The sequence below is a fragment of the Nocardia sp. NPDC050412 genome (assembly GCF_044458825.1).
Taxonomy (GTDB): Bacteria; Actinomycetota; Actinomycetes; order Mycobacteriales; family Mycobacteriaceae; genus Nocardia.
The window spans coordinates 671,493-682,774 of record NZ_JBITIJ010000004.1 but is presented as its reverse complement, the minus strand read 5'-3'; the positions used below and the strand labels follow the sequence as shown (position 1 = coordinate 682,774).

Sequence of the window (11,282 nt, the reverse complement as noted above, 5' to 3'; positions counted from 1 at the left end):
TTCGGAGCCTCAACAGAGACAAAACCCCATCAGCTACACCCCACCGCCCTGGGCATCCAGGGCACCAACCCCAGACACCTACAAACTTAGGGAAAACCCCATGCAACCCAAGGCAATCGGTCTGCTGCTGCTCGAAATCACCGGATCGGATCGGCAACGGTACGAGCAGGTAATCAGACATCTGGCACAGCGCCAAGGCTACGAGCTAGCCGGACTGCTCACCATCGGCACCGACACCTATATGCCGACGACACTGGTAGTCGAAACCGTTTGCAAGGCAGGAGCTTCTGCCATCTTAACCCCCGACCTTGCCCATTTCGGCGGACACGCGAAGGCGGTCGCATTGGCGTGCGATCTGGTGACTCCTGCTGGGGTGGTGCCGCGATCCGGCGGGGAACGGTGATCGCGTCCCGCAGAGTGCGGTTCGAGGGGGAGTGCGGGCACCCACGTGGCCGAATCATAAACCTACACAACGTATTCGATTGCCTCATCCACGATCGACCGATGGTTGCTCTAACCGGCGCGCCGCGGACCTGTGTTCCAGAGATCACCCCCAGTCATCCCGAAGGAGCCGGACATGATCAACGTCCCCGCGAGTCTGAAGGGCGTGCGCGTCGCAGTCCTGTACGGACCGGTCTCAGAAGAGGATCGCGTCTACATTCGCAATACACCGCACGAGAAATGGTCGCTGACTGCGATCATGGAAACCCTCACCGAGTCGGGTATCGACGCCGAGCACCTCGACCCGACCGCCGCCGATTTCGTTGAGCGGGTCCGAACGTTCGACGTCGCATACGTGAACGTCCACGGCCCCTGGGGTGAGGATGGCCGTCTTCAAGGTCTGTTGGACTACCTGCGCGTGCCCTACACGTCGTCGGGTGTTCTCGCGGGCGGTATCGGTGCGGACAAGCTGGCCTCGAAGGCGGTGTTCAAGTACGTCGGCATCCCGACACTGCGCGACTCCGGGCTGATCACGCAATCGGCGGTCCCGGCGTTCCCGATGCCCGCGATGCTGAAAGCGGTCGACGGCGGCTCCAGCGTCGGGTTGCAACGAGTCGAGACTCTGACCGAAGTCGCCAATGCGGCGCATCGCTTCCGTGAGCGCGGATTTCGCCGGTTCTTCCTCGAGGAGTTCGTCTTCGGTCGTGCGATGACGGTTGCGGTGCTCGGCACTCCGACCGGGCCGAAAGTGTTGCCGCCGTTGGAAGTGATCACCGAACGCGATTACTACGACGAGGAAACCAAGCTCGGCGGCGGCGATGGCCCAGCGGTTACCTATCAGGTTCCCGATGATCTGGCGTTGGCCACCCTCGACGCGATGTCCTTCGGTGCGCTGGCGGTATACGGATTCCTGGAGTGCCGTGGCGCAATCCGGATCGACTACATGGTCGATACGGCTGGTATCGCATACGCGCTAGAGGTGAACACGACTCCCGGTGTGCAGCGGCACAGCAATCTGCCGGTTGCGGCCCGCGCGGTCGGAATCGGATATCGGGAGCTGATCCTGATGTTGCTCGCGGATGCGATCGAGAACGGGGTTCGTCCTCCGTGGGTCGTCCGATCCGTTTGTTGAGCAGTAACGCGGCCCTTCGCTCCAGCTTGGGGCGATGTTGCCCTACATTGAGCTGGCTACCCCGGATCGAACGGAGTGAGATTGCACCGCCTTCCGCTGGATGTCCACCGGTTCCCGCAACACTTCACCGACGACGAAACCGACGACTCTGGTTTCCCATGGCCCGATGGTGGCCCACAGACATGGGGTGATCGGTGCTGCGGCATTGCATGCCTGCGGATGCTGCTCCGGTTCCATGGCCTGCCGGTGCCGCTACAGCGTGAACTACTCCGAGAGGGGTTGGACACCAACGCGTATGCCACCGGGGTGGGCTGGACACACGCCGGACTGGTCGCGCTGGCCGCACGGCACGGCCTCGCCGGTACTGCCGAAGCGGTCGACCGTTCCACGCTTCAGGCTATGGCCGCTGACGGCGCACCCAGCATCATCTCGTGCACGTGGCAACTGCCTGAAGACGGCCGCAAGGGTGGGCACCTGATCGTGTTTACCGGCGAGGCAGACCGCGACGGTGACACCGTCGCGGGATTCGCCGACCCGTCCCGATGGGGTGCCGAGCATTCGGAGGTTCCGGCGCGACGGTTCTGGGCCAGTTGGACCGGGCGCGCGATCATGCTGCAACCGACCTGATCCAGGCTCCCAGCGCAACCTGCAAAGGGGCTCTTTCCTACGCACGGAGGCCACGTTCCAGAACCGACCTTGAGGCGAGGGGCCTTCGTCACCGCGATCCCGGCACATGTGTGGTCCCCGTCGTGCCGGATTCGCCGCCCCCACTCCTGGAGCCTTGCGCCGTAGGTGCCTGCCGGAGTGCGTCGCTGGATGTGCGGGGAATCCGATCAGTCCCGCGAAATCTGTTGTGCCGCTGGATTGATGGTTTCATGTAGAAGAGTGAGAAGAGTTGGGAGCCCCCGGAAGAGAAAGAAAAAGAAGAAAGAAGCCGGAAACCCAAGTAAGAGAACTTGCCGAATTTCCCTCTACGAAGAATCAAGAGTGGCGCGCATGCGCGCGCCGCCCGGTGCGCCCGCCCTACCGCTCCGCTCCCGGGCGGGCACCCCGGCGCAGAACCAGGGTGGGGGACCGAATCGCACAACGAGACCGCACATCATCACCGGGTCCGAGGTGCTGCCGCGCCCCTGCGGGCTTGCCACCATCAGCCTGGTGGCGCGATTCTCAAATCCTTTGGTCATTCCTTGACTGCCGTGAGACTCGTTGCAGTACAACAGCTCAGCAATGCTATGTCACGAAGTCGGGCTCCTCGGATACGCTCCGCTCATGACTCTGACCCAACCCTGGGCAACCATCATCACTGGTGCGCTGGCCGTAGTAGCCGCCTCCATTGCTTACCTCGGCGTGTTGAAGAACCTTGCCGATCAACGACGAAGAGAAAACCGCACCAGAGCAATCGAACACTTGGTTGAGGCAGCGACAGTCATGGAGGAGCAACCCGGTCACATACTGGCGAACATCGGGCCTGGCGGCATGAACTCCGAATTTTATCTTGCTGATAACCGACTGCGCTCGGCGGCAATCAAGCTTCAACTGTTCGGATTCGATGAGGCCTCCCACGCAGTCTTGCACTACGGCAAGGAGCTTTTGGAGGTGATCGTCCATCAAGACGCCACCAACGACGACCAGCGTTCCCGCAAGGTCACGGCTGCGCGAGACGAGGCGTTGAACCTTCTCATCGCAGCCAGGAAAACGGCCGAGGGCAGCTGAGTAGTGTTCTGTGGGGGTCTTCCTCATCGCGCGTCCGCCGTCGCTCACCGACCCAAATTGAGGATTTAGGGAGTGCGTAACCGAGATGTCACCCCGGTGAGTGGTACCACCTCCGCATTCCTTATGGCCTGATCTGCGGACAATCCGCTAGCCGCGCCGGACCAACATGATCCCGCGCATGCAAATCTCTGCCGCGCATGTCCGGTGTTCATAGCCCTACCCCGGAGACCGGACCGGCTCGGTATAACACCACCAACTCCGGCGCGGGACGTGGACCCACATCGGCGCGCACTGTCACCTCGATCGTCGATGAGCAACGATCGCCGTCACCGCACTACGACCTTCGTTGACCGAGCCACTGCTGGGTAGCTTTGCGTGCCCTCCGAGCGCATCAAGATCTACTACCAGCAGTAGTTTTGTGGCGTAAACCTCCAATATGCAAAGTGTGGCGACAATCACATTGATGCGCTTTATCAACAACCGAGCGGAAGTACTCAACATGGGATGAATCGAACGCGCATGCGATTAGCTGGCCAAATAGCCAGGTATCCCCATCCTGTGGACAGGATAGTTGCGAATCGCCTATGGCTGCAGGTGGGCTGCGCTCTGGTCGAATGCCGTCTCTGTCATTCGTCGGGCGTAGCGTGATAGCTGCACGAGGCCACGGGTCGAAACCCAAGGCTTGGGCTCCACCCGTGGCTACGTGACTGCTTAGGCGAGCAGGTCACCAACCTACCAAAGGGTCTGCTCTTCGCGTGGGACGACCCACGTCAAGAGCTTGGGGCCTCGACTCGTGCGCAACGGGACCATCGCTGGCGATGGCCCGCCCATAGGAGCTAAGGAGGCTCAATGGCTGCGCGCATCGAACGACACGTCACGCCGAACCCGGAAAGTGGCTGGGATATCGGCAAGCCGGGAGCTGGCCGGCGGAGTGGCCATGCCGACACGCAGGCGGAGGCGATAAAGCGGGCGCGCGAGATCGTTGGCAACGCTGGTGGTGGCGAGGTGGTTATCCACAACCGGCAGGGGCAGATCCGCGGCTCCGACACCGTGGCGCCGGGCAACGACCCCAACCCTCCGCGCGACAAGCGGTAGATCTGATTCCGCTGTACGGGCGGCGATCACGCGCCCGGACAGCGGAACGCCAACTTTCATAGGCGAGCGCACCGTGCTGCCGTCACTGGGTCGGATTCGTCACCTTCGGTGGTGTCGCACCTTCGAGGGTGGTCATCGGTGTCAGAGACGGCGCAGGTGTGGTTCGTTCTGATATTCGAAGCGATTCAGGAGAACGTAATGGGTTTGCTCGATGATGTGAACACGCAGATCGACAAGACGATCAATCAGAAAATGACCATTTCTAAGCGGCAGGAGTCGAACAACTCGGTGCCGAAACCCGAGGATCTCGGCTATGCCGAAGGCAAGCTGGTTTCTGCTACCTACCTGTATAGCGACATGCTCAACTCGTCGGGACTTGCAGCATCTGCCGATAAGGAAGAGGCCGCTCGCGTATTCCGGGGGTTCCTGAACGTCGCCACGAAAATAATCAGGGAGTCGGATGGGCACATCCGCAGCTTTGATGGCGATCGCGTTATGGGAATATTTACGGGCGCATGGAAGGAAGACCGGGCAGTGAAGTCTGCCATGCGAATTAAGTATGCAGTCAACGACATCCTAACCCCTGCTGTCCACAAGCAGTTCCCGAAACTCAAAGCCAGTGGCTGGACTCTCAAGCAAGTCAGCGGTATCGCGAGCGGCGAAGCGCTTCTTGCTCGCGCTGGATTTCGCGATAACGATGACATGATTTCCATCGGTGTTTCCCCGAACCTGGCCGCCAAGCTGAGCGACCTTCGTGATAGTGTAGACGCAGGCTATGTGACTATTATCGGGAAAGGCACACACGCCAAGCTGTCAGAATCCCATAGGCTGTCTAAGGGAACCGATATGTGGAACGGCCCATACACGATGCAAATGGGTGGAAAGTCCTATAGCTACTACCGCACCAGCTATCATTGGTCATTCACGTGAGTGACCCCGATCCGGTTGATACCGGCTGGAGGATACATTCCGCGCTCGTCGATTGGACGGGAAAGGTCGACACAAAGGCCTCGTTTGCGCTCACCATCGAGAGTGCGGTGTTGGTTGGTGTCGTCACACTGTCAGGGAAGGATCGCATACTCAGCGATCTAGGCGGGTGGGCGGTGGTGTGGTATGTCGCGGGCATCTGCGCCCTGATCGCCAGCGTGCTGTGCGCGGCGTGGGTAGTCCGCCCCCGTCTGCGGGCAGCAAATCTGACACCTGAATCGCAGAGCAACTTCATCTATTTCGGGCATCTGCGTCAGCTGCAGCCTGATGAAGTGCGGCATCATCTCGAGAACGCCCCACTACTGCCGGTGCTCTCCAAGCAACTGGTCGAGATGAGCAAGATCGCGTGGTTGAAGCATCGCTTGGTGCAGATTTCGATGACCATTGCGCCGGTCGGAGTAGTTCTTCTGGGCATCTCTGCCACGTATAAGGGAAGCTGATTCGAATAGAAACTGCCGCGCGGTTCCTGGTCAGGCCCGCCCCATTTCCTCCGCGATATGCCGCGACAAGCTTCGGGGTGGCGAATTCGTTTCGACCACAGGACGTGACCCATTAGGGAGTGTGTGACCGACATCTCACTCCTGCGAGTCATGTCGACTCTGCACTCCTTGCAGCAGGAGCTGCGGGCTACTGGACTGGCCGCGAATTATCGGCCGCGAGTGACGAAACTCCAGCCTGACCAGGAGGCGTGAAATTCGCTATGCGGGAACTGTAGTAACTACGAACTCCGTCTCCGTCTCGGCGCCACCCGAAAGCAAGTACCTCGTCTTCGAAAACCTCACGCAATGCGTTTATGATCTCTTCCAGGGTTATAAGAAATAGCTTCTTCTTACTCTTTTGGTCCGAGGCTACCAGAATCCCGGCCAACCCCTCGCTGCCTTCTTGATAAACCGTTGCGAATACTCGACTATGGATGATCTGGTTACACGCCTCACGCAAACTCAAGGAGGTCTCAGATCTAGCCTCGAAATCGTAGAATTTGGAGAAGTTGTAGGCATCCCAGAAATCTGGACCTTTGTCTCGGATAGGGTATGCGGTTACGTTTAGTCGATAATCTTGGCACTCCTGAGATATTTTTCCCGGCGTATCGAACAGCTTTCTGACAGCATAGAATCCGACCATCACGTCACGCTCGATAAGAAACCGAGCGCGTTCAGACCATCGACGTTGTTCGGCTCGTTTTTCGAGCCTTCCTGCAATTTTGGATAGCTCTTCCTTCCATGGCACTGAGTCTGCAATCATGGGCAGTATCATAAATATATCCGTCACGTACTGGCTACTGAATACTTGCCGGTCTCGGCTCGCTCGCCCGCACCTGTCGGGTAACCCTGAGAGTGGGCCGCTATGGAGTGTGTAACGGACATCTCATCCCCGCGAGCTGTGCTCCATCCCGCCGTTGCAAAGCCGGTGTGCGGCCTGGTCTCGGTGAGTCAACGTCGCGCGGGCCACCTTCAAACCAATGGTGCAGCCGTACTCACACCGGCGAACTCGCCGTCAGTCGTCACAACCAAACCGCCGCACCTACCCGCATTGACCACTGCCTGCCCCGGCAACCAGGCGAGAAACCCGGTCCGCGTAGCTGATGATTAACCATTGGTGGAAAGTCATGGCGTGTCACGGATTAGACACGCCGACGCCAGCCCAGGATGCTCCCAACTAAGTCCCAACAAATCCCACCAACGTAGCGAGCTACCGAATGTGTGTTCGATAGTCCTGAGTAGTCGATTGTCGTCGTATGAGCTGGTCAGACGATATTTTTCCGACAATAGAATCGTTCGTAGTTGTCTGCGGTAGTCATCAGTTCTCGTAATGTGGGGGTCAGGGGTTCGAGTCCCCTTAGCTCCACAAATTGACACGAATAGGGCTGTTGATCAGGGGTTTTGCGGTCTTTCGGGCACGAGACCATCTTCGGCCGGGTTTTCGCATATCACCTGGTCAGCGCTTGTTTTCTTGTTCTAGTTAGCTCCCCGAGGTGTGTTTTCGTTTCGGCGCGGTGTTGATTAAGTCGGAAGGCACTCTTTCATTACCGCGACCGCGAGCCATGCTAGTCACGAGTGGGGTCTCACCCGGTCTCGTGGATTGATGTCAGGGCCGAGATCGCCCGTGTGTGTCGCGGGTGCGGACGCCGCGCTGGCGCAGGCGGTTCAACATGGTGGTCGGATCGACGGCGAAGTGTTTCCCGACTCGTGCCAGGGACCAACCGAGACGGTAGAGGCGGATCGCCTCGTCGGTCTGGTCGGGGGACAGGCCGCGTCGGCGCATCGGCACGTCATGGCGATGCAGGATGGCGCTGATGGTGCGGCGGTCGACACCGAATCGGTTGCTCAGTTCGTAGGTCGTTGCGCCAGCGACATAGTCGTGTATCAGCATCTGGACGTGGTCCTGATCGAGTTGTCGTGCCCGCCTCGGCGTGGACCGGCGGGGCGGCAAAGGAACTCCCGCCACCGATCGCGGTGCGGTCATCACGACGGCTCGGCTTGTCGGCCATCTGTTCTCGCGCCAGTTCGACGAGCACCTTCGCGATCTTGCCGCCATCGGGCGGATCATGACGGACGCCACGAATCTCGAGTTCGCCCCACCGGGTAACGGTGTTGATCGGTATTGTCATGCGTCCACTGTCCTACCTGACGGCAAGTTCGCGTCAAGCTTCCGGTATGGGTCGTATCATCGCAGGTCGTCTTACGGCTGACCACGAATATGGTCACCAGCCTGGCACGACCGACGCAACAGGTGACACATTGATGTTCGAACAGCCACCGTTCCCGACGGCGTCAAAGGCGGCAACGAACGATACCGCACCCCTTTGACTGTGACGGCGTGAGATGAGCTGCTGTACAGCACTTTTCGGGCTGCCGAACAACCGATATGCGATGTCCTAAAGTACTGTAATCGGCTACCGTCAACGCTGGTTCCAGGCTTCAACCTGCCTGTTTACGTCAGATCGCTCCACGACCACGCCTCGGCAGGAGTTGAGTCCGGCTCCCGACCGAAACGTAGCCGTTCCTTCAGCTCAGGCGAGCTATCCAAGGACAGTTCGAACATTCCCGCCGCCGGAAGTCGGCCAGAAATAACCGCTAACTGCTCCTCGGCGCCCGCCTCCCGCAACTCGTCAATCAGCATGGCCACCTCGCCCAGCTTCTCAAGGGCGACATGAGCAGCGGGATCGCGGGCCAGCAACACTCGTACCTGCTCGTCGGCCCCGGCCCCACGCAACGAGCCCAACAGCATGGCCACCTCCTCGGGCTCGTAGATGGCGACATGAGCAGCGGGATCGCGGGCCAGCAACACTCGTACCTGCTCGTCGGCCCCCGCCTCTCGCAAAGCGCCCAACAGCATGGCCACTCTGTACGGGTTGTCGAGGGCGACGTGAGCAGCGGCCCGCTCTGCCAACACCTCCACCTGCTCCGGGACCCCGACCCCCCGCAATGAGCCCAATAGCACAGCAATTCTGTATGGGTTGTCGAGGGCGACATGAGCAGCGGCCCGCTCTGCCAACACCCGCACCTGCTCCGCGACTCCCACCCGCCGCAACCCACCCAACAACACGGCCACCCTCTCCGCGTTGTCGAGGGCGACGTGAGCAATAGCCCGCTCTGCCAACACCTCCACCTGCTCCACGACCCCAACCTGCAGCAACCTGCCCAATAACCGTACGACCCCAGCCGGGTCGTCAAGAGCAATGTGCGCAGCGGCCCGCTCAGCCAACACTCGCACCTGCACCTCGGCCCCCACCTCACGCAACACGCCCAACAAACGAGCTACCCCAGCCGGGTTGTCGAGGGCGATATGGACAGCGGCCCGCTCCGCCAACACCCCCGCCAGCTCTTCAGCCCCCCATTCCCACAGCTCGCCCAGCAGTATGGCCACCCCGGTCGGGCGGCTAAGGGCGGCGTGAAGAGCGGGATCGCGAGCGAACAACACTCGCACCTGCTCCTCGGCCCCCACCTCACGCAACACGCCTAACAACTCGGCGACCGTCTCTGGGGTGTCGAAGGCAACATTTGCAGCAGCCCGCTCCGCCAACACCCCCATTTGTTCCTCGGCCCCCACCGCCTGCAACCCGCGCAGCAGCATGGCCACGCTGTACATGTGGTCGAGAGCAGTACGGGCAGCGGCTCGCTCCGCCAACACCTGCACCTGCTCCTCGGCCCCCACTTCCCACAACACGCCCAACAACTGGACCACCGCGGTCGCGTCGTCGAGGACGACGTGGACAGCAGGATCGCGAGCCAACAACACCCGCACTTGGTCCGCGGCGCCCACCTCCCACAACACGCCCAACAAACGAGCCACCCCAGCCGGGTGGTCTATGGCGACGTGTACAGCGGGATCGCGAGCCAACAACGTCCGTACCTGCTGCTCGGCTCGCGCTTGCCGCAACGTTTCCAACAGAAAGGCCACGCTCTGAGGAGCGTCGAGGGCGATGTGAGCAGCGGCCCGCTCCGCCAACACCCGCACCTGATCCTCGGCTCCAACTCGTTGAAACTCGCGCAATAGCTCAGACACTGCGAACGGGTCGTCGAGAGCCACGTGAGCAGCGGCCCAGGCGGTGGGGCGCCGGTCGTGAGGAAAGAGGGTTTGGAGTTTGGTCACGAGGGATTTCGCCGCTTCTGTGCTGCCGTGCCTGGTGGCGTTCTTCCACAGCTGGGCGGCGTCGCGATCCAGACCACGATCCGATGCAGCGTACGCGAGGGCATCCTGGTGATCCGGCCGAGTGTGGGCAGCGACGGCTTCCCAGAACCCGATCGGCGGAATCACATCCGCGCGGTCGCTACGCCCGTACTGTTCGAGGTAGTCGGCCAACTGATACACGGGGTCTCCAACCGCCGCCCCCTCACGCAACCTGGCCGCGCGACTGGTACCGGACGGCAGCGGTCGGTCACGGATCGGTGTGATCGGCCCCCGCGCTCCCTTACAGTTCCGACTCGTCTCCTTGAGGGCCAGTTCGAACCAATTCTCCCCCAACTCATCCCAGACCGTGTCGGGGATGTAGGCGGCTGCGGCATCGCGCAGCAGGTTGAAAGGCAACGTGTTGGGGTGGCCCAACCGCAGCGCGTCCATCGCCACCTCGATCACGGCCTGCGCAGGGACCGAGACCTGACGTCGATAGCGGTCAATCAGTTCCGGCCCGCCAGCCAGATATTGAGCGATCTGCCCGTCCTCGGCGGACTCACACGCCAGTGCGAGCCGTGCATCGCTGCCAGAGGCGCGACGCATCGTTGCCAGATCAGTGCCGGAAAACGCCGGCGGCACATCGATGATCACCTTGGCATCGAGCAATTTGCGGATCTCCGAGACCGGGTCCGCGCACAAAGTGTTGTAGTGCTCGCGCCACAGGCTACCGAGAATCAGCACCGGTCCCCGGCGGGAGTCGGTGAGCAGCCTGCCCAACCCGGTGGCGACCGAGTCTCGTTCCTCGGACGACGAGAGCGGCAAATACCGTTGGGTTTCGTTGAGCCACACCACCGTTCGCGGCTCTACCCGCGCCAGAGACTCGCCCAGATCCTGGCGACGGGTCGGGAACCGCGGATGCCACAACCGCCACCCGTCCTGTTCACGCAGCGGGGTCAAGGCTTCCCACAGTGCCCGCGTCTTGCCTGTCGAGGACCCGCCCAACAAAATCGCGATCCCACTCTCACCAGCTACCGCCCGACCCACCACTACAGCCAGGCGATCGTCGTGAGCACGACGCACATATGGCGGCAACACCGACTGATGCTCACCCGCCCGGTCAGCGATGATTGGCTCGTGCACCTCCAACACGAACGGATCAACCACTTCCTCCAGCGGCCGTCCCAACCGCGGCTTCTCCCCGGCGGCGGCCTGCACCAGATCCCTTGCCGCCATCGGCGAGACGGGCGCAGCGGCGGGGCCGAGCCACTGGTTCACGTAGATGTCCCTGACCGAGACTCCT

General features: G+C 61.2%; 10 protein-coding genes. 7 read left to right on the top strand and 3 right to left on the bottom strand.

The features are described 5' to 3' along the window. Positions 1-100: 100 nt before the first annotated feature. From ACIBI6_RS14515 to ACIBI6_RS14485, 7 genes are all read left to right on the top strand, one after another. On the top strand, positions 101-403 hold the full coding sequence (locus ACIBI6_RS14515) for a hypothetical protein (protein ID WP_396956478.1): 303 nt from the start codon (positions 101-103) through the stop codon (positions 401-403). A gap of 174 nt (positions 404-577) precedes the next feature. Beyond that, positions 578-1,573 (top strand): hypothetical protein, encoded by a 996-nt coding sequence (locus ACIBI6_RS14510; protein WP_396956477.1) that lies wholly within the window; start codon positions 578-580, stop codon positions 1,571-1,573. Between the two features lie 75 nt (positions 1,574-1,648). After that, on the top strand, positions 1,649-2,200 hold the full coding sequence (locus tag ACIBI6_RS14505; RefSeq protein WP_396956476.1) for a cysteine peptidase family C39 domain-containing protein: 552 nt from the start codon (positions 1,649-1,651) through the stop codon (positions 2,198-2,200). A gap of 642 nt (positions 2,201-2,842) precedes the next feature. Continuing rightward, on the top strand, positions 2,843-3,286 hold the full coding sequence (locus tag ACIBI6_RS14500) for a hypothetical protein (protein WP_396956475.1): 444 nt from the start codon (positions 2,843-2,845) through the stop codon (positions 3,284-3,286). A gap of 849 nt (positions 3,287-4,135) precedes the next feature. After that, complete coding sequence (locus ACIBI6_RS14495; RefSeq protein WP_396956473.1) at positions 4,136-4,381, top strand: DUF2188 domain-containing protein; 246 nt, start codon at positions 4,136-4,138, stop codon at positions 4,379-4,381. Between the two features lie 138 nt (positions 4,382-4,519). Continuing rightward, a complete protein-coding gene (locus ACIBI6_RS14490; protein WP_396956472.1) occupies positions 4,520-5,311 on the top strand; it encodes an adenylate/guanylate cyclase domain-containing protein in 792 nt (263 codons plus the stop codon). Beyond that, positions 5,308-5,808, top strand: coding sequence for a Pycsar system effector family protein (locus tag ACIBI6_RS14485; protein WP_396956470.1), 501 nt, complete (start codon positions 5,308-5,310; stop codon positions 5,806-5,808). Before ACIBI6_RS14490 ends, ACIBI6_RS14485 begins: the two co-directional genes overlap by 4 nt. Before the next feature lie 187 nt (positions 5,809-5,995). Here ACIBI6_RS14485 and ACIBI6_RS14480 read toward each other — a convergent pair whose 3' ends face one another. From ACIBI6_RS14480 to ACIBI6_RS14470, 3 genes are all read right to left on the bottom strand, one after another. After that, the gene (locus ACIBI6_RS14480) at positions 5,996-6,610 is read right to left on the bottom strand and encodes a hypothetical protein (protein ID WP_396956469.1); all 615 of its coding nucleotides are present in this window, start codon (positions 6,608-6,610) and stop codon (positions 5,996-5,998) included. Between the two features lie 843 nt (positions 6,611-7,453). Next, positions 7,454-7,738 (bottom strand): hypothetical protein, encoded by a 285-nt coding sequence (locus ACIBI6_RS14475; protein WP_396956467.1) that lies wholly within the window; start codon positions 7,736-7,738, stop codon positions 7,454-7,456. 561 nt (positions 7,739-8,299) lie between these two features. Continuing rightward, positions 8,300-11,197, bottom strand: a complete 2,898-nt coding sequence (locus ACIBI6_RS14470) for a hypothetical protein (protein WP_396956466.1) — start codon at positions 11,195-11,197, stop codon at positions 8,300-8,302. Between the last annotated feature and the right edge of the window lie 85 nt (positions 11,198-11,282).

Coding starts and splice junctions, on each gene's coding strand:
- ACIBI6_RS14515 (WP_396956478.1), top strand. CDS start 101: ATGCAACCCAAGGCAATCGGTCTGCTGCTGCTCGAAATCACCGGATCG.
- ACIBI6_RS14510 (WP_396956477.1), top strand. CDS start 578: ATGATCAACGTCCCCGCGAGTCTGAAGGGCGTGCGCGTCGCAGTCCTG.
- ACIBI6_RS14500 (WP_396956475.1), top strand. CDS start 2,843: ATGACTCTGACCCAACCCTGGGCAACCATCATCACTGGTGCGCTGGCC.
- ACIBI6_RS14495 (WP_396956473.1), top strand. CDS start 4,136: ATGGCTGCGCGCATCGAACGACACGTCACGCCGAACCCGGAAAGTGGC.
- ACIBI6_RS14480 (WP_396956469.1), bottom strand. CDS start 6,610: ATGATTGCAGACTCAGTGCCATGGAAGGAAGAGCTATCCAAAATTGCA.
- ACIBI6_RS14475 (WP_396956467.1), bottom strand. CDS start 7,738: ATGCTGATACACGACTATGTCGCTGGCGCAACGACCTACGAACTGAGC.